Genomic DNA, 20,921 nt, shown 5'->3' on the forward strand with positions numbered 1-20,921 from the left:
ATAAAGAAGTCAATCATGGCAAAAATAACTTTTATCACCAGCGATAACGAAACGATTACAGTAGAAGGAACCTCCGGCTCGGTCATGGAACTGGCAGTGCAACATGGTATACACGGTATTGATGGTGACTGCGGAGGAGTCTGCTCCTGTGCCACATGTCATGTGCATGTAGCACAGGAGCATATGCATAAAACCGGAGCAGCCAACGAAATAGAAAGAGATATGCTGGAGTTGGATGATGATGCAGACGAATACAGCAGGCTGGCTTGTCAGTTGCAGCTTGATGAAGCGCTGGATAATATAGTTTTGAGAGTTGCTAAGTGATTAGCAATACTGGAGGAGAATTATGTTGAGTAGCTAAGGATGCCATAATGTCAATAAATCCAATAGATAACAAAGTATGTGTAGTCATAGGAGCGAGTCATGCCGGTATTAACTTCGCGTTTCATTTGCGAAGAGAAGGCTGGCAGGGCGATATCATTGTTTACGATAAAGATCCTAATTTCCCATATCACAAACCTCCCTTGTCCAAAGCCTATCTGGCAAATGACGAAAGTATAGACAAGCATCTGCTCAAACCAGTAGAAAGCTATGAAAGAGACAACATCACTTTGCGACTTGGAAAGAAAGTTCGTGCCATCAATCGGGATGAAAAGCGAATTGTATTGAGCGATGGCAATAGCCAGCAATACAATAAACTGGTGATTGCTACCGGAGCAAGGCCTTTGATTCCTCCCATTGAGGGTATCAATGATGCTAACAAGGTTTTTCCATTACGAAGCATTGAAGATGTTACGCATATTCGTGAAACCCTGTCTTCAGGTAAAAGTAAACGGGTAGTGATTATTGGCGGAGGCTATATTGGCCTGGAGACTGCGGCCTCTCTAAGCAAACTTGGAGCGAAGGTAACAGTGGTCGAGCGAGAGGATCGTGTGCTGGCACGTGTCACTGCCCCTTGCATGTCAGCGTTTTTTCATGCATTGCATGCAGATAACGGGGTCAATATAGTATGCGGTAAAAAAGTGGTTTCACTACAATCTATTGATGGTGTGAAGCAAATCAATTGTGCTGACGGCTCACAGTTTGAAGCTGATATGGTCGTCATAGGGGTTGGAATACAGCTAAACCTTGAACTTGCCCAGAAGGCAGGCTTGGTAATTGAAAATGGCATAAGGGTAGATCAGTCCGCATGTACAAATGATGCAAATATATATGCGATAGGGGACTGTAGCTTTCATTATAATCCGCACTACGACCGCTTTATCCGATTGGAGTCTGTACAAAACGCTATTGATCAGGCAAAAGTAGCTGCCTCGGCTATCTGTGGAAAAGATACTGCCTATGATACCATACCCTGGTTTTGGTCAGATCAGTATGATGTTAAACTTCAATTGGTCGGACTCTCTACGGGTTATGATCAGGTGCTGGTCCGTCATGAAAATGGTGATAGTAAACGTTTCTCGGTTTGGTATTTCAAAGGTGACACGCTTTTAGCTGTTGATGCGGTAAACAATGCAAAAGCCTATGTTTTAGGAACCAAGTTTATCAAAAGTGGTCAAAAACTAGATAAGGTTAAGCTAGCCAATCCGTCAGTAGCGCTAAAACCAGCTAATATTTTGAGAGCATAATAACCTTTACTACCTGGATGCTTTTCTCAAAATCAATAGTGCATCGCCATACCTATGGATAATAATAATGCATTTCCAACCACCATCCTCTAATTTGCAGCGCAAAGCTTTGACTTGAATAATTGGCTGATAATCATCTGTTTACCTATAGTAATATATCAGGATGGGGCATTTTTTACCGTGTTTTAGCAGAGCGGTAGGAAACTAAGGATGCCTCAGTATAAACTTTTAATATATGGACAAGATAAAAAAGGGCTTATTTTTTTCTATTCTTTGCTTTCTTCTTTGCCAGGAAGGTTTTTCTCAAAAATATGAACCCAACTGGGAGTCACTGGCACAGTACCAGACCCCTGAATGGTTTGCTGACGCTAAGTTTGGCATTTTCATCCACTGGGGGCCTTATGCGGTACCAGCTTTTGGCAGTGAGTGGTATGGTTTTCATATGTACAGGTCTACGCTTACTTCGCATGTCACAGGTATACCGTCTGACAAACCCAATCCTACTTATGAATATCATAAAGAGCACTATGGTAAACCGGGTAAATTTGGCTACAAAGATTTTATTCCCCTGTTCAAAGGTGAAAAGTTTGATGCTGCCGAGTGGATTGAGCTTTTTTACAAAGCCGGAGCTAAATACGTGGTTCCGGTAGGGGAACATTGCGATGGTTTTGCCATGTACGAATCTAGCCATACCCGCTGGAATGCGGTAGACATGGGACCCAAACGTGACATCCTGGGCGAACTCGCAAAAGAAGCTCGGGCCAGAAATATGAAAATAGGCAGCTCATCTCACCTCGCTTTTGGCTGGTACTGGTGGCATTATGCCAAAGGTTATGATACGGTAGACCCTGACTATCGTGACCTGTACAATGAGCCGCATGCTTACAATGAAAAACCTACCAAAGCTTTTAAAGACCTGTGGTACAAAAGAGCTATAGAGATGATTGATAAATATCAGTTGGATCTGATGTGGTTTGATTTCGGCTTTTGCACACCAGAATATGAAGAGTATCGTAAAGAACTGCTGGCACATTATTACAATCGTGCGGAAGAGTGGAATAAGGGCGTAGTGCTGAACTATAAAAGAATACAGTATGACCCCATACCTGATGGTGTAGCCGTACTAGACCTGGAAAGGGGCAAGTTGGACAGGGTCAGGGATTTGCCCTGGCAGACAGATACCTCTATTGGCAGAAACAGTTGGTCTTATGTAGAAGACTGGGAAAACAAACCTGCCAGCGAACTGGTAGATGAGCTGGTGGATATTGTAAGTAAAAATGGAAACCTACTACTCAATATCGGGCCTAAAGCTGATGGAAGTATCCCTGAAGATCAGCAACAGACCTTACTGGACATAGGTGCCTGGCTAAAAGTGAATGGTGAAGGTATATACGGCACCCGACCCTGGCACTATTACGGTGAGGGACCCTCTCGCTCAAAATTAGGAGACCATACCGAATACAATCAAAGCGAAATGTCTGAAAAAGACATACGCTTTACGACCAAAGAAAACTTTATCTACGCATTTGTCATGGATGTACCGAAGGAGGAGATTCTGATCAGGTCAATGTCTACTGCCATAGCCTCACTACCAGATAAGATTGTTAACATCAGCCTGATGGGTACGGAAGAAAAAGTAGACTGGGAGCAGACTCATGAAGGGCTGAGCATCGCACCACCAAAAAGTGTATTGGATAAAGATTATGCTTACGGCTATAAAATTGAACTGGAAAAAGCACCCGACGGCATTTACCGTGCAGAAGAAAAAGGGGCGAATCAGTAAGCTTAAAAGTGAGTGCGGAATGAATCAAGCTGTATTCTTCATACTTTTTAATGCAAAAAACTGTATAATAGCTTTAACATCTAATCTTAACCTAAAACTATGAAACCTGTTTTTCTGACGATTCTGATTCTATTAATAAACCAGTTGGGTTATGCACAACAGCCCAATATATTGTGGATTACCATTGAAGACACATCTCCGCAGTTTATTGCTTGCTATGGCAATGAAGATGCCAGCACACCGGTCATAGATCAGTTAGCAGAAGAAGGGGTGCGATTTACCAATGCATTCTCTACTGGTACGGTTTGCTCACCGAGCCGCTCTACCATCATTACAGGTGCAAGGACCTATGCCATGGGTACCGGCAATCATAGAAGCAACTATCCCGTGCCGGATTTCATCAAAGGCTTTCCGTACTATTTAAAACAGGCGCACTATTATGTGACTAACAATAGTAAAACAGACTATAATGTAGCAAATGAAAAAGCTTTTATAGAGGAAGCCTGGCACGAAAGCTCTAATCAGGCAGGTTGGTGGAACAGAGAGCCAGGGCAGGCTTTCTTTTCTATCTTCAATTACAATGAATCACATCAGTCTCGTACCATGACCAATCCTTATGAATGGTATCGTAAGGAAGTATATGAGCAGTTGCCTGCTCAGGAAAGGATAGAGGAAGATGAATTTGACATGCCTCCCTTTTACCATGATAGCCCGGAAATGCGTAAACAGTTTGCCCGTGTATATAATAGTATTAAGCTGACTGACAACAGAGTTGGTGAGCTTTTAGACCGCTTGCGGGAAGACCAGCTGATGGACAGTACCATTATCTTTTTTTATGCAGATCACGGAGAGGGCATACCCCGGGGAAAAACGAACGGTATCAATCTAGGCTATCGGGTCCCCTTCATCGTATGGTTTCCTCCTATGTATGAGCATCTGTCACCCTGGGGCACAGGAACGGTTACCGATGAACTGGTCAGCTTTGAAGATCTGGCACCCACCATCATCAGCCTGGCAGGGGCTGAAGTTCCTGAACATATGAAAGGAAGGGTGCTTATTGGCGAAGACAGAGATGAGCCAGTAGATCAATTATTTCTCTCTTCAGACCGATCAGATAATGGTATTGATATGGTGAGAACCGTTACGGACGGCCGTTATGTGTACTCTCGTAATTATATGCCCTATATGCCACAGGCCCGCTACATCAGGTATATGGAAATTGGAGATATTAAACAGCAAATGCGAGCAGACTTAAAAGCCAATAAGCTGAATGAGCTTCAGCAAAGTTTGTTTGAAGAACGCCCTGCGGAGTTTCTATACGATATTGAAAGCGATCTGTGGGAAACTGATAATCTGGTAGAAGAAACAGAACATCAATTACGCATACGGGAGATGCGACAGGCTTTGGAAGCCAATATTCTGGCCCAGAAAGATGTGTTGTTTCTACCCGAATACGAAATCGGTCTCATCTCCCAAAGTACTACTCCCTACACCTTCAGACAGTCAGCATCAGACTATCCTTTAAAAGAAATTTATGCTGCCGCAAGTTTGTCTGGTCAGAGGGGTGAAAGTATTATGAAGCAACAGCTGGAATTGCTGAAGCATCCCAATAAAATTGTTCGCTACTGGGCAGCAATAGGCCTCAGGTCTCAGAACAAGGGAATGCTCAAAGATTGTGAAACCCAGCTCACTGAAGCTATGCAGGATGATTACCCACCTGTAGCCCTTACTGCTGCCGCCATAGTTTACGATAATTTCTCTAGTCCGGAGGCTACTGAAAAATTGAAAAGCTACTGTAAACATAAAAACAATGATCTGGCCCTGATGGCGATTAACTACTTATTATATGTTCAGAAGCCCGAGCCCTTTGTGCAGACTGTGCGCGAGGTGAAAGATAATGTAGCTATTAACTATAATGTCTCTGCTGCCAGTAAGGACTTTTTAGGTCGTCTTGGCCTCATTCCTAATACTTTTGAATATAAATAAGGTAGGTTTAGAAATAATGAGCAGCCAGCGAATCATCGCTGGCTGTTTTCTATATCTCTCAATTGAATCCAGCCTGTAAGTGGACAAAGATGCGAATAAGCGCAAACCTTTGTTCTCCAAACAAATTTTATGGTCATATGTGTTTTATACTGAAAATATTACAAATGACCGGTCTATATTCTTTATATGAAAAAATATCAGGCAGTTTATTTTGAAAATTGATCAATTGCTATGGAGTGGCTATGTGCCTTTAAATTAAAGGAGCAGTTTTGCGTTTATGATTTATTATTAACAATTTAATATTTAATAACTATGTAAAGCACCAAATTTTAAAACCTATTCTTGATTTGTAGGTATTTTATGAAATTCATCAAAACTATACTATCAGCCTACTTACTATCTTATACGCTACCTCTGTTAGCTCATGACGCATCATTGCAGTTTGAGCACCTTACCTCCGAGCAAGGCTTATCTCAAAATGATGTCAATTGTATTTTGCAGGATCAGCAGGGTTTTATGTGGTTTGGCACCCATGACGGACTAAATAAATATGACGGCTACAATATTAAGGTTTATCAAAATGATCCGGAAAATAAGCATAGCATTAGCAGCAATCTTATCTTTAGCCTTGCCGAAGACCAGTGTGGGAATATCTGGATAGGTACTACCGGTGGTGGGTTAAATAAGTTTGACTCTAACACGGAGCAGTTTACTCGTTTTAACCACAACCCTTCAGATGATAGCAGTTTATCCAGCGATTTGGTGCTGACTACCTATCATGATAGCCAGGGAAGGATTTGGGTGGGCACTCAAAACGGTTTAAACTTATACCATCAAGGAGAGGGAGACCATGAAGGCAGTTTTATCAGACTTTACCCTCACCCGGTCAATAAAACAATAAACTCTGCCAATCGTATCACTTCCATTTTTGAAGATAAATGCGGTGCCCTCTGGGTGGGCACACAGTATGGTTTAAGCAAGCTGACAGAAAACGGGAGGTGAATATAGGTTTGAAAATTATTTACCCGGCGGTTATCAATCAGGTGTAAAATCTATACAGCAGGGCAAAAATAGTAAACTGCTGGTAAGTACCGCAAACGGCCTGTATACCCTGGATACGCAGGATAATAATGGCCGATTTAAACTTGTTACTGAAGAAAGTTTTGTGACTCTCATTGAAGGAAATTATGGCGAAATGTGGGGTGGAAATGCTCATGGCGTTTACAATCTGACTTATGATGCGGAGAATGACATCCATAAAATTGACGGCCATTATGCCAATGATATTACCCGTCCGGGAAGCCTGAGCAAAAATAATGTTCGTTGCCTTTACAAAGACAAATCGGGTATCATCTGGATTGGTACTAACGGGGGAGGCGTAGATAAGCTTAATCCTTCTAAAAAAGACTTTTTGCATTTCAGTAAAAACCTCAATTCTGGCAGTCTGAGTTATAATAAGATTCGCTCAATATTTGAAGACAGCAGAGGCAACCTCTGGATTGGTACAGAAGGCGGAGGAGTAAACTACCTGGCAGCAGCCGGGCAAAGCCCCGACTATAATCAGTTTAAACATATCAATACGGTAAGCAATGTATTTGCTATTGCCGAAACTGATATTGAAAAAGAACAAAGCACCATCTGGTTTGGCTCAGAAGGTAACAATCTGAGCAGACTCAGCCGTAAAGGAAGAAGTCAGATTCTTGATATTGATTTTGGAAAAAAGTTGGGCATTAAAAACTCAGTTTTTGCCATACATCATGATCATACAGGTTCTCTATGGGTAGGCACTTACAATGGAGGCTTGTACCGTTTGGATCAGGATGAAGCTGGGGACTACCGCCTCAGCCATTTCCGTCATAGGAGTGGTAAGCAAAACAGCCTTGCTAATAACATCATTCGTTCGCTTGAGCAGGATGCTCAAGGTAACCTTTGGATAGGTACTGCCAATGGGCTAAGCATGATAAGAGAAAATGAACTGGATGCCCGGCAGCCTGACTTTATCAATTACCGCGATGTAAATAGCCAGACCCCAGGCCTTAGCCATAATTATATACTGAGTATACACGAAAGTAAAAATGGAGACCTTTGGATAGGTACTTTTGGAGGCGGACTCAACAAGCTTATCAAAAGCTCGGACGGTAATGTTCATTTTAAGGTGTACCGCGAAAAGGATGGTTTACCCAATAATGTGATCAAAAGTATACTGGAGGATGAATCGGGTAAGTTGTGGATTGCTACCAATAAGGGGCTAAGCCACTTTGATCCCCGGCAGGAGACATTTAAAAATTATGATGTTAGCGATGGTCTGCAAAGCAATGAGTTTAGTGAGCTGGCCTCATTCAAAAGAAAAGATGGACAAATGCTATTTGGAGGAGTAAATGGCTTCAATGCCTTCTATCCTGATAGTATCACCGACAACCCTTATCTACCCCAGCTGGCCATTACTGACTTTCGTATTTTTAACCGAAGTATTTTGCCGGGGGATGAAATGAATGGAAGAGTTATCCTGGATAAAACGATATCTAAAAGTACTGAACTTAACCTCAAACATGCGGAGAACAATATCTCTTTTGAGTTTTCAGCTTTGCACTTTGCTGCGCCTACCAAAAATCAATTTGCTTACAAACTGGAAGGCTTTGACGAAGACTGGACCTATACTAACTCAAGTAGACGTTTTGCCTCTTACACTAACCTGAAGCACGGAGAGTATGTACTCAAGGTGAAAGCCGCCAATAATGATGGCGTCTGGAACATAACACCACTTACACTTAAAATTAGAATTGCTCCACCATTTTGGCTGAGCTGGTGGGCTTATATCATTTACGCCATTCTGTTTGTTACCGTCATACTGTTCATCCGAAAATATACCCTGATAGGCATTAAAGAAAAACATCAGCTGGAGCTGGAGCATCTGGAAAAAGAAAAGACAGAAGAGCTACACCAGATGAAGATGCGCTTTTTCACCAATATTTCTCATGAATTTCGCACACCGCTTACGCTGATTCTTGGCCCTCTGGAGTATCTGCTAAAAGATAACCATAGTGTTAGCAAAGAGGATCAGCAGAGGCATTATACACTGATGCAAAAAAATGCCAAATTTCTTCTTCGTCTGGTTAATCAGCTGATGGATTTCAGAAAGCTGGACCAGGGCAAAATGAAACTCAAGCTGCAAAAAGAAAGTGTGAATACAGTATTAGGAGAGATTACGGAACCCTTCCAGTTTATAGCACAAAGGAAAAATATTGACTATTCCGTTAACCAGGCCAGGGAGGAGATTGAAGCCTGGGTAGATACTGATAAAGTAGAGAAAATGCTGTATAACCTGCTTTCAAACGCATTTAAATTTACACCGGAAGGGGGGAAGGTAGAAGTTAAGCTATACAGGGAGGAACCCTCCTTTAAATCTAATCTGGGCTATTATGCGATAGAGGTAAAGGATAGTGGTAGCGGTATTCCTGACGATCAGGTAAAACATATCTTTGAAAGGTTTTATCAGGTGCACGGACGCGAAAAAGCTAAACATGAGGGTAGTGGTATCGGCTTGTCATTTGTAAAAAGTCTGGTTGAGCTTCACCAGGGAAAAATATCTTTCCATACACAATGCGGACAGGGTAGCTGCTTCAAAATTTTGCTTCCTTTAGGGAAATCAGCTTTCCATAAAAGTGATTTTCTTCATAATGATGTAGAAGTTCAGGCAAATCTGCCAGTAGAAGCCTGGATTGATATAGAAGATGAGACCCGGAGGGAAGAGAGTAAGCACAAGAAAAAGCTACTCACTCTGCTTATCGTAGATGATCATGCTGATATCAGAAGGTTTGTAAGGCAGAGCTTTGCCGATGAGTTTAACATTCTGGAAGCAGAGAATGGACTGCTAGGCTTAGAAAAAGCGCGTAATTCTCATCCGGATATTGTTGTGGCAGATGTTATGATGCCTGAAATGAATGGAATAGAAATGTGCCAGACACTAAAATCAGAAACGGCTACCAGTCACATTCCTGTCATTCTGCTTACCGCCAAAAATACTGAAGACAATGAGATACAAGGTTTAAGAAATGGCGCAGACCTGTACATTGCCAAACCCTTTAATATGGAAAAGTTACAGATAACTGTAGCCAACCTGGTAAGAGGAAGAGAAGAATTAAAGAAAAAATTTACCAGGGAAGTACTGATACAGCCTTCTGAAGTTACAGTTACACCGGCCGATGAAACCTTCTTAAAGAGTGCGATAAGCCTGGTGGAAGAAAACATGGAAGACCCCGAATTTAATGTTGAGCAATTGGTAAAAGAGCTGGGCATGAGTAGAAGTAAGCTGCACCTGAAAATGAAAGCCGTTACCGGGCAGTCGTGCAGTGAGTTTATACGTACCATCCGCCTGAAACGTGCCGTTCAGCTTTTAGAAAAAAGTGAGATGTCAGTAAAAGAAGTGATGTCTTACACTGGTTTTAGTACAGCTTCCTATTTCTCAAAATGTTTTAGGAAACAGTTTGGTGTTATACCCAGCGAATATGTTAAAAGACACCTAAACAGTGAAGAAGTAGAATAATACTTGTACTCAGAATTTCATAATTTCTCACTCACACCTACCCATCTGATGTATGCCACGGATGGGTTTTTTTGATATGACTCACCTAAGTGAAGCTAAATGTATGCCTTGAAAGTCTCTAAAGGCACTTTAAACATATGTCTCCTATTTATAAACATTTGTGATATTCTGATTGCAAGTAATGATACACATTTGATAAGGCTACCGGGATTTTTCCAGGCGCCATGTGCAGTAGTAAGATGCAACAACTTAAAAACTTTTCAGTATTATGAGAAAAAAACTACGCAAACTTTGCACCCTAAAGTGGCTAAAGGTAATCATAGCTGTAGTGCTGCTGATGTGGGTACAATCATCACATGATGCTTACGCACAAAGCAGAACCGTTTCCGGTCAGGTAAAATCACTGGACGAAGGGGAGACGCTGCCGGGCGTGAACGTGCTCATCAAGGGCACTTCCAAAGGTACGGTTACAGATATAGACGGAAACTACAAAATAGAAGTAAGCGGATCAGATGCCATACTGGTATTTAGCTCAGTAGGATACGCTTCAGAAGAGGTGACAGTAGAAGCCCAAAGTACTGTCAACGTTTCACTTTCGCCAGACATTCAGTCTTTAAGTGAAGTAGTGGTAGTAGGCTACGGTACCCAGAAGAAAAAAGAAGTGACCGGTGCTGTAGGTCAGGTAGATGCGGAAACACTTAATAAAACGGCTACCTCAGATGTAGGTGCAGCCCTTCAGGGACAAATCGCTGGAGTAAATGTTCAGGCCAGTTCAGGTCAGCCCGGCTCGTCAGCCAATATCCTGATCAGGGGTTTGAGCTCAGTGACCGGAAGCAGCTCTCCCCTCTATGTAGTAGATGGTATCCCTTACAGTGGCGACCCCAATCTGAGTATCAACGAGATTGAGTCTATAGATGTACTTAAAGATGCAGCATCGGCGGCGGTTTACGGTACGCGTGGTTCAGGTGGCGTTATCCTGATTACGACTAAGAGAGGTCGTCCTGGACTTATGAATATCAGCGTAGACAGCTATTATGGCGTGCAGCGGATTACATCTGGTGTTCCCCTGCTAAATTTTGAAGAAGATTTATACGTACGCTTTTTAAACGCTTACCATAATAACGGAACAAACTTTGGTAATACCTGGACTCCGCTAGAGAATACCCCTACCGGACTTTCTAACCGTACAGACCTCACGAATGTATTGCAAAATAATGATGCACCTATTCAGAATCATAGTTTGAGCATTAGCGGGGGTAAAGAGGGGCTCAACTACAATGTGGTAGCCAGCTACTTCAGTCAGGAGGGTTTGCTTATCAACTCCGGCTATGATCGTTTCAATCTTCGCGCCAATACCAATTATGAGAAAGGCAGATGGAATGTAACGACCGGTCTTGGTTTCAGAATAGACGAGCAGGCATATGAGCCGTGGCAGTTGCTGCTGGAAGCATACAAATATCATCCTTTTCAGCAGGCTATAGACCCTGACATGGGCACAATAGAAGATGCGGGGGGCAATGGAAGTAACGAGGCTATTGGTTTGAGCAATCTGGCTGCTAAACTAAAGCAATCGGATGTTCGCAACGGTCATCATTTAAATGCTAATCTTCAGGCGGTTTATAAAATCCATGAAAACCTCAACTATACAGCTCGTGTAGGCGGTAACTTTACAGATAACACCCGGGTAAGGGTTAATCCTCTCTTCAAAGTCTATGATAGTAATGGTGATCTGGTACCCATGACGCAGCGTTCTGGGGTGTATAATTATAGTGATGAGTCTAACAGCTTCACTTTTGAAAACGCTCTAAACTTTAATAAGCAATTTGGAGATCATCAGCTGAAAATTCTGGGTGTGTACTCTATGGAGAGATATGCGTTCAGCTCCTTCTTCGCGCAGAAGTTTGACCTGGTCAGCAATGATATAGTAGTGCTCAACGGAGCTACGCTGGATCCCAATGTAGGCTCAGGAAATGGATGGAATCAGGATAGAGTAAACTCCCTGATAGGGGTATTAGGCCGTATTCAGTACGACTATAAAAGTCGCTACCTGTTAAGTGTTAGTGCTCGTCATGATGGGTCTTCCAGGTTTTCGGAAAATTACAGATGGGGTACTTTCCCTTCTGTTTCTGTAGGCTGGAATATCTCTGAAGAAAACTTCTGGACACCCCTGCAGAATGTAGCCAATGCTTTCAAGATCAGAGGTAGTTATGGTACTACAGGTAATCAAAGCTTCCTGGATTACAGCAACGCAGCTACAATCACACTCGCCAGAGATTATGTGTTTGGACCAGAGAGTGGAGATGTACTGACACTGGGAGCTATACAAACTGCTTTTGCTAACGAAAATGTAAAGTGGGAAACAACAGTACAGACCAACCTTGGGTTTGACCTCGCCTTCTTACAAAACAAACTGACCTTTACTGGGGATTTTTATAACACTGACAAAAGAGACATGCTCTTTCCGGTACTGCTTCCACCCTCTACCGGTGCAGGACAGAACGCCACTGTGGTGCTGAACGTGGGTGACATGAACAACAAAGGAATGGAGTTTTCTACCAACTATCGTCATAACGGAAAATTCTCCTGGACACTGGGCGGTACTTTTGCCAAAAACCAGAACAAAATTACCAGAATGAGCGGCGCCAATAAGACTGCGTATCTCTCTGGTAGTACAGTGGTAGATGGCGTGCCTAACGAAGACCTGATTACTGTGCTGAAAGAAGGATATGAGGCAGGATCATTCTTTGTACTGGAAACAGATGGAGTAATCAGCTCAGAAGAAGAACTGGCAGCCTATCAGGAACTGATGCCTACCGCTAAAATGGGTGATCTTAAATATATAGACGCGCTTACGGTAGACACGGATGGAGATGGTATACCAGATGCTGGAGATGGCGTTATCAACAATGATGACCGACAGTACGCTGGTAGTGGTATGCCAGAGTTTGAGCTAGGGCTAAATTTTACAGCAAACTATCGCAACTTTGATTTTTCCATGCAGTGGTATGGAGCCTTCGGGGGCGAAATTGTTAATGGAACCCGTGCTTACACATACAAATTTGGTACACACAAAGACCTGCTTTACCAGTGGTCACCTCAAAACCCAGAGTCAGAAATTCCAGCTTTTCGGGGCAGAGATCATGAGAACTACCGTGGCTATACTGACTACTGGATAGAAGATGGCACTTTTGTACGTCTGAGAACGGTATCTCTGGGTTACAACATACCTTCCAGCCTTACCGAAAGAGTAGGTATTTCAAAATTCAGAGTGTACCTGGCAGCGCAAAATCCGCTTACTATCAGCAAGTATGGTGGTTTTGATCCCGAAGTAGGCAATGACGGTCTGCAAACCCGAGGAATTGATAAGGGTAACTATCCTATCAGCACGCAATACAGAGCAGGTGTACAATTTGACTTCTAACAACACGTATTATGAGAACACTACTTCATAAAATATTGATTTTTGGCTTGTTTATAGCACTTCCTATATCTTCCTGTACCGATTTTCTGGAAGAAAGCAATCCTAACGAAATGTCTACGGATAGCTTCTGGAAAACACTTGATGATCTGGATGCAGGGCTTATAGGCGTCTACAACGCCTTTAAAAATGGTAATATACTTTCTATCGTGCCTGAATATAATCGTAGCGATATGACCTGGCCAGGATTCGGTAGACCAAATACTTCTGATCCTTATTACATTCAGGATTTTAATGCATCATCGGGTGCGCCAAATGGTAAATGGGATGCACTCTATAAGGGGATTTTCAGAGCCAATCAGGTGATCAAAGCTACCGAAGCGCTTATGCCCACCTTTGATGAAGAAGAGCAAAAAAGCCGTGCTAACATTATACTCGCGCAGGCAAAATTCTTCAGAGGGCTGTTTTACTTTTACCTGCACAACTCTTTCAATAACGGCGAAGTAATCATCTATGATTTTGTGCCACAGGATGAGTCTGAGTTCTATCAGGAGTTGAGCTCCGCAGAAGAGGTAAGAACATTCTTCGTACAGGACCTTGAGTTTGCCTATCAGAACCTTCCTCCCAAATGGACAGAAACCAAGAATCTGGGTAGAGTTACCGCTGGTTCTGCAGCTGCGGTTTTAGGTAAAAGCTATCTCTATGCGGAAGATTATAATAAAGCGGCAGAATACTTTAAAGATGTCATTGAAAACCCTGAGTATGGCTATAAACTTACAGAGAATATCGGAGACAACTTTACCACTATGAACGAACTTAATACTGAGTCCATTCTAGAGTTAAACTACTCGCTTAACTACAAAGCAGAGGTAAGCCCCTGGGCAGAAGATCAGGTCTCAAATACCTTAAACTTCAGTTTTAGTCCGGTAGGTGGCTGGAGAAGTGCCTACCCTAGCAGCTGGCTGATTATGGCCTATAAAGAAGATCCACTGGATGTAAATGATCCACGTAACTATGTAACTGACGAAGATGGTACTACGCGCCTAAGAAAGTATTCGCTACGTACCTCGTACTCAATTGCCTTGGTAGATGATCCTGACCTGGAGTATTATGGCAAAACAACCGCACAGGCGACAGCCTTTAACAATCAGGAAACCGCATATTTCCGAAAGTATACCAATTGGGATATCGTAACAAACGAAAAAGACATAGTGCCCAACCTAAGATCTGGTGTAAACGTACGTGTCATTCGCCTTGCCGATGTATATCTGATGTATGCAGAGTGTCTTATCAAAGGTATGTCAGATATAGAGGGAGCACTCACCTATATCAACCGTGTAAGGCATCGCTCGGCTCTTCAGTTATTGGGTATGGATGGTACTGGTGAGTTTCCTGCTGCTGCACATGATAACAAAACCTATAATGCGCAATCGCTGATGGATCACCTAATGTATGTGGAACGCCCACTGGAACTATCGGTAGAAGGTAATGCCATCCGCCATTTGGATATGAGAAGATGGGGCATTACAAAACAACGCTTTGAAGACCTCTCGCAGCTTAAGTACTACACAGATAATTATGAATTTGAAGATGTAGATGGGTCAACCAAAACACGATGGGGCTCTGTGTTGCAGGAGGAGTTCATAGAAACGTCCAAAGTGCTGGTAGACTACCAGCAGGCAGCGCAAAACTATGTGGAGGCAGCGCATGCCTACTGGCCCATACCTAATAGTGAATCTATCGCTAACCCTAATATTGAATAAGCAAATGCAGCTTATGCACTTATTAGCAAACAATCATCAAGAATAAAATTACGATTATGCATAAAATTATATTTGTCATATTCACTTCTTTACTCATGGCTCTGATGATGAGCTGTGAGGAAGAAGAATATGTAGAGCCTAACGATTTTTCGGACGTGGCATTCTACACCAGCCAGTTTAGAAATGAGGAGTTTGTGATTGGGGTAAACGATTATATCTCCTTTGCAGACTTATCCTACAATGCTATTGACCATAGCTGGAGTATTTCTTCTGGAAATTATTTTCTGGAAGGACCAATATCTAATTCCGATACCTTATTGCAGAAGCTAATTGTGAATGAAGGCGATACAGTCTCGTTAGAAAAAACGGTACATGTACTCTTCTCAAAAACTGGTTTACAGACCGTAAGGCTGTACAATACCTTTAAAGATTCTGTGGCCTATCGGGGTACAGATACGCTGAGTGCGAAAAAAGCAGGTGAAGTCTGGGTACTGGATACTACCTTTGTAATAGATGTGTATGATACCATAGCCCCGCTAGCATCTGTAAAACAGGAGGGTGCGGAAATAGCGATTAGTGAAGATACCATTTATGTAGAGGCAGGTACCGAACTGGAGTTTACAGATCTCACCACACAAGGGCGCCCGGATACGCGCAGCTGGAACGTGAGAGACATAGAAAACGGACAGAGTATTGCCTCTAGCAGCGATTCTGTAGCAACCCTGGTATTCAAGAAACTGGGTGTTTACAAAGCTACCTTAAACTCCAGCCGTACAGGACAGAATATACCTGCTGGCTTTGCTAGCCTCACTATCACTAATCCTATTAAAGTGATTCCTTCCAGCAAGCCTTTTGTGCTGAATGGCAATATCTACGAAGGAGAAGACCAGACTATTTATGTGCCTTACAATGGAGAGTTTCAGCCTTTCGCAGGTGAACCTTCAGACTTTACGGTAATGGTCAATGGTGCGGCTTTCAATATATCTTCAGTAAGCCTTAATAGTGATGATGCTACACTTATAGAAATTAAATTATCTGATCAGATTTATCGCTCAGATAGTATCACAGTCTCTTATGTGGGCGGTACTATTAAATCTACCGATGAACGTCTGGCACAGGCATTTTCAGATGTGCCGGTAGTGATGCATGATGTAAACCTCTTACCTGCCGGCTACGGATTTGAAGATGGCGGTGCAGCCTGGGCAGCCATGTGGGACAATGGTGCAGACTTTGAGTTTACAACCGACAAAGCTGCCAGCGGTCAGTACAGCCTCAAAATTGTTAAATCGGAAGGGCAGGCAGCCGGCAAGATAGAAAGTATCAATTCGCTTTTTAGTCTGGAAGCTGGCAAAACCTACGAAATACGTTATAAAATCTGGATGCCAGAGAGTAATACTGCTGCCAGCATGGGGATATGGCTGCTACCCAACTGGAAACAGTTTTGGGATAATCTGGCGGATAAGCCAAGAGGTGAATGGGTTACGGTAACCAAAGAATACGCACCGGCTGCTGCTGAAGACGGTCGTCGCCTGATGATTCAGATTACGGCGGATGGAGAGTATTACTTTGACGACTTCTACCTCTCCGAAAAGGATGTAAGGCCCTAATTAGTTTAGATTGTGATTGGGTTGATTATGTAGTGAAAATGAATACAGCCCTCTTCTGTAGCTGGAGAGGGTTGTTTCACTACTTATTTAGCCAGCTCACTATAAAGCAAACAGTCTTTAACTTATGATCCACCACTTTCTTAAGTTCCTTTTACTTTTATTAGTTACTGTACTAAAAACCCATGCTCAGGATCGCCCAAATTTTGTCTTTATACTAACAGATGATCAGTCTTACGGCTATATGGGCTGTACTGGTAATCCGATTGTGCAAACGCCTAATTTAGATGAATTGGCTGCTGATGGTACCTTATTTTCCAATGCGCATATCACCAGTGCGATCTGTACGCCAAGCCGGGCCAGTATTCTGTTGAGCCAGTTTGAACGTAAGCATGGAATCAACTTTAATTCCGGTACTAGTATGTCACCCGAAGCCTGGCAAAAAAGCTATCCTATGGTGATGCGTGAAAACGGATACTACACGGGCTGGATAGGCAAAAACCATGTGCCCATAGGCATAGGTGGGTACCAAAGTGGCATGATGGAACAGAGCTTTGATTTCTGGTATGCCGGTCATGGTCATCTGTCTTTTTACCCTAAAGAAAGGCATAAGATTTTTAAAAACGCACAAGCCAATACGCAGCTAGAGATAATTACCGAAGGAGTAGGGGCTTTTTTAAGTAATGAAGAAAAGCTGGATGGTGCGCTAAGTTTTGTGGAATCCAGGCCAAAAGACCAGCCCTTTATGCTGTCGGTTTGCTTTAACTTACCGCATGGAGCCAGTACCTCTACAATGCAGCAAAGAAACAGCGACGATGAAATTTACAAATCGCTTTACCGTGATGTGGATATTGCTCTTCCCAAACATTATGTAGCCAAAGAAGACATTAATACTCCTAAACTCCCTCCCTCAATCCACCATGCAGAAGACCGGCAGGAAGGTTACGATTATGTTGATAAGCCAGAGACTTTAAAAGAAAGATACATACGGCAGCTTCAGGCCATGACCGGAATAGACCGTATGCTTGGTAAGTTAAGGGAGAAATTGAAAGAAGAAGGGCTTGATAAAAATACTGTGATCATTTTTACCTCTGACCATGGTCTTTTTATGGGTCAGTTTGGTTTGGGTGGTAAGGCCTTATGCTACGAGTATACTACGCATGTGCCTATGATTATCTATGATCCTGCTATAAAGCAAAAGAACAAAGTCAATCAATCTGATGCTTTGGTCCAAAGTATAGACCTGGCACCAAGTATCATGTGTCGTGTCGGCATTCAGATCCCTGAAAGTTTTCAGGGTAAAGACCTTTACCCTCTACTGACCGGAGAGAAACAGAAGGTACGGGAGTATCTTTTTACCGAAAACCTCTGGTCCACTCAATTTGGCAACCCCCGTTGCGAATCGGTTCAGGATAAAGAATGGAAGTACATCCGGTATTATGAAAACAAAAATTTCTCAGCCAACAAAAAGATTGAGACTGCCCGACAAATGGGTATAAATATGACAAGCATGCTCTACAAAGTGCACGACCCTGATATTGCGGTTTATCGTGATTTTGTGGAAGCGCCATTGAAGGGTGAGCTACCCGTTTACGAAGAACTATTTCACCTCGCTAAGGATCCTGATGAAACTACCAATCTGGCAGATCAGCCTCAGTACCAGCAAAAGCTGGAGAGTATGAGAGCGATTTGGCAAAGAGCTATACAAGAGGCCAGAGGAGAAGGCGACCCGAAAGTATTGCGCTATACCGCTGATAGTGAAGCAGAGCGAGGCCTGAGCATTCAACCAGAATAAATGAATAATCTACATGAAGAAGCCATTAAAACTAATACTGGTGTTAATAAGTCTAACACATTTTGCTTACGCCCAAACCCCACCTCCCCCAGAAGGCTATAAGTGGGTCAAAAATGAAAAGTTCTCCGATGAATTTAACGGCGATCATTTAGATACAACAAAATGGTATGCTCGCTCCCCCTATTGGAAACATGGTAGGCCGCCTGCTACTTTCAGAGCATATGCGGTGTCTGTAAAGGATGGCAATATGCAGATTAAAAACAGTGTGCTGGAAGGAGATGACAAATATAATATCGCCGGAGGAGCAGTAGCTTCCAGAGCTAAAGATGCATATTTCGGCTATTACGAAGCACGTATGAAAGCCTCCAGCATTTCTATGTCATCTACCTTCTGGATGAAAAATAAGCCGGAAAGTAATGAGTGTCCTCGCGAGCAGCTGGAACTGGATATTGTAGAAATAGTAGGAAAGCAGAAGACAGGTGGAGACTTTCGGAATGTAATGCACTCCAACACACATATTTTTCATACGCCGTGTGAGGGTGATCAAATAGTAAAATCTAAGGGAGGGCAGTGTGCCATATCGCCCGCTGCCAACGAAGCCTACCATGTGTACGGCTGTTGGTGGATAGATGAAAATACACTGAAATTCTACCTGGATGGAGAGCATAAGTTTACGGTAAATCCCAGTACTCACTTTAGAGATAAACCATTTAACCGACCTATGTACATGCATATGGTTACGGAAACCTATAATTGGGAAACACCACCTACACCGGAAGAACTAAATAACGATGACATTAATAAGACCTATTATGATTGGGTGCGTGCCTACAAGCTGGTAAAAGAATAGTAGAGTACTGTCATGCTATGGTTTTGGATGAATGCTGTAATAGTGATCTTAAGTCACTGCCGCTTAAGATGAGGGGTCATTTCCAATAGGAGCAGTGGACATAAGTGTGGGAGAATTGAGTCAGCAAATTATATAGAGCATCTGCTCAATTTTAGAAGCAAGGCTTGAAAAGTAGAGATTTTAGTCAATACAACAATATGAGAGAACAAATACGATTTTTTAGCCTGAGTAGAACAAGTTTACTACTCCTGCTGCTTAGTCTGTACTCCTGTGCGGAAGTAGAAAACTCCAACAGTACGCAAGGCGAAACTGCTCAAAAAGCTTTTCCCTGGGATATACCCCAGCAGAAACCTGACAGACCACTTAGTAAAGCCATGGAACGTTTGTATACCAATTACCTGACGCCAAGGCCTCAGGATAATGAACTCTTTTCCAGCTTCAAATATACCCGGCTTCAGGGCTTTGATTACAATGGCGGAGATGGTACTATCTCCCGCCGAGACCCTTCCAAAATCATTAAAGAAAATGGCAAGTACTATGTTTGGTATACCCGAAGAGAAACCTCTACTCCCCCTCAGGGAGCTAAAAACGCTAATGATACCATCCCTTCTACAGATTGGGATTTGAGTGAGATTTGGTACGCAACCAGTGATGATGGTTTTCACTGGGAGGAACAGGGCGTAGCCGTACCCCGTCCTCCCAAGCCAGAAGTAGGCTGGCGTTCAGTTACCACTACAGACATCTTAAAATGGGAAGGGAAATATTATCTATACTATCAGGGTTTTATGGAGGCCAGTGGCACCAAAGGTGACCATTGTCCGGTGACCCTATCCTATGCAGATTCACCAGATGGGCCCTGGACTCCGGCTAACAAAATTATTATTCCCAACGGTGAGCCGGGCACCTGGGACCAGTATTCTATTCATGACCCATTTCCTTTAGTGTATAAGGGTAAAATCTACATCTACTACAAGGCTGCTTTTGGAGATCGCCCTGACTATCTGGTAGGAAATGGACTTGCCATGGCTGACCATCCGATGGGGCCCTTTAGTAAGCATCCTCTTAATCCTCTTTTTAATTCCGGGCATGAGACTTCTCTTTTTCCTTTCCAAGAAGGAATAGCAGCTCTGGTAATTCGTGATGGAAACGAAAACAACACCATACAGTATGCACCGGATGGGATCAACTTTGAGATTGCTGCGGTAAGCTCTTTATTGCCCGCAGCTGCAGGGCCTTACCTGCCAGATGCATTTGATTCTCAGGGAAATGGGCGAGGTATCAGTTGGGGCTTATCACATTTTACCGGTATGGGTGAGGCACAGAAAAAATACAGCATACTGGCTCGCTTTGACTGTGACCTGAGTCTGGATGTGGATGATCCGGCCATGAAAAACACCCAGATCTGGTTAGATCCAGAAGTATATTTTTCGCAGGGACTCAGTGAAAAGCAGAAAGCAGAACGAATACAATAAAGCCTTAATGATGAAGAATTAATTTTCAACCAATAGAAAAACTGTTGATAAAATAACTGACAAGTTTCATAACAAACAG

General features: G+C 42.8%; 12 protein-coding genes. All 12 read left to right on the forward strand.

The window, feature by feature from the left end; genetic code table 11:
• Positions 1 to 15 precede the first annotated feature (15 nt).
• The 12 genes from OKW21_RS08320 (at position 16) to OKW21_RS08375 (ending at position 20,842) form a co-directional block, all read left to right on the forward strand.
• Positions 16 to 324, forward strand: coding sequence for a 2Fe-2S iron-sulfur cluster-binding protein (locus OKW21_RS08320; RefSeq protein WP_277478953.1), 309 nt, complete (start codon positions 16 to 18; stop codon positions 322 to 324).
• Positions 325 to 371: 47 nt separating this feature from the next.
• Positions 372 to 1,628, forward strand: coding sequence for an NAD(P)/FAD-dependent oxidoreductase (locus tag OKW21_RS08325; protein WP_277478954.1), 1,257 nt, complete (start codon positions 372 to 374; stop codon positions 1,626 to 1,628).
• Positions 1,629 to 1,863: 235 nt separating this feature from the next.
• Complete coding sequence (locus OKW21_RS08330; RefSeq protein ID WP_277478955.1) at positions 1,864 to 3,411, forward strand: alpha-L-fucosidase; 1,548 nt, start codon at positions 1,864 to 1,866, stop codon at positions 3,409 to 3,411.
• 99 nt (positions 3,412 to 3,510) lie between these two features.
• Entirely contained in the window at positions 3,511 to 5,397 is a 1,887-nt protein-coding gene (locus OKW21_RS08335) for a sulfatase-like hydrolase/transferase (protein ID WP_277478956.1), read from the forward strand.
• Between the two features lie 360 nt (positions 5,398 to 5,757).
• Positions 5,758 to 6,399: a ligand-binding sensor domain-containing protein gene (locus tag OKW21_RS08340; RefSeq protein ID WP_277478957.1), complete on the forward strand. Its 642-nt coding sequence runs from the start codon at positions 5,758 to 5,760 to the stop codon at positions 6,397 to 6,399.
• A gap of 163 nt (positions 6,400 to 6,562) precedes the next feature.
• Positions 6,563 to 9,940: a hybrid sensor histidine kinase/response regulator transcription factor gene (locus OKW21_RS08345; protein WP_277478958.1), complete on the forward strand. Its 3,378-nt coding sequence runs from the start codon at positions 6,563 to 6,565 to the stop codon at positions 9,938 to 9,940.
• Positions 9,941 to 10,208: 268 nt separating this feature from the next.
• Positions 10,209 to 13,361: a SusC/RagA family TonB-linked outer membrane protein gene (locus OKW21_RS08350; RefSeq protein ID WP_277478959.1), complete on the forward strand. Its 3,153-nt coding sequence runs from the start codon at positions 10,209 to 10,211 to the stop codon at positions 13,359 to 13,361.
• Between the two features lie 11 nt (positions 13,362 to 13,372).
• Positions 13,373 to 15,121, forward strand: coding sequence for a RagB/SusD family nutrient uptake outer membrane protein (locus tag OKW21_RS08355; protein ID WP_277478960.1), 1,749 nt, complete (start codon positions 13,373 to 13,375; stop codon positions 15,119 to 15,121).
• Positions 15,122 to 15,177: 56 nt separating this feature from the next.
• Positions 15,178 to 16,728 carry a carbohydrate binding domain-containing protein gene (locus OKW21_RS08360; RefSeq protein WP_277478961.1) on the forward strand — a complete coding sequence of 517 codons (1,551 nt, stop codon included), beginning with the start codon at positions 15,178 to 15,180 and terminating at the stop codon, positions 16,726 to 16,728.
• Between the two features lie 124 nt (positions 16,729 to 16,852).
• Positions 16,853 to 18,520, forward strand: coding sequence for a sulfatase-like hydrolase/transferase (locus OKW21_RS08365; RefSeq protein WP_277478962.1), 1,668 nt, complete (start codon positions 16,853 to 16,855; stop codon positions 18,518 to 18,520).
• 13 nt (positions 18,521 to 18,533) lie between these two features.
• Positions 18,534 to 19,370 (forward strand): family 16 glycosylhydrolase, encoded by an 837-nt coding sequence (locus tag OKW21_RS08370; RefSeq protein ID WP_277478963.1) that lies wholly within the window; start codon positions 18,534 to 18,536, stop codon positions 19,368 to 19,370.
• Between the two features lie 197 nt (positions 19,371 to 19,567).
• Complete coding sequence (locus OKW21_RS08375; RefSeq protein WP_277478964.1) at positions 19,568 to 20,842, forward strand: glycoside hydrolase family 117 protein; 1,275 nt, start codon at positions 19,568 to 19,570, stop codon at positions 20,840 to 20,842.
• Positions 20,843 to 20,921: the final 79 nt, after the last annotated feature.

The sequence above is a fragment of the Catalinimonas alkaloidigena genome, from assembly GCF_029504655.1.
Classification (GTDB): domain Bacteria; phylum Bacteroidota; class Bacteroidia; order Cytophagales; family Cyclobacteriaceae; genus Catalinimonas; species Catalinimonas alkaloidigena.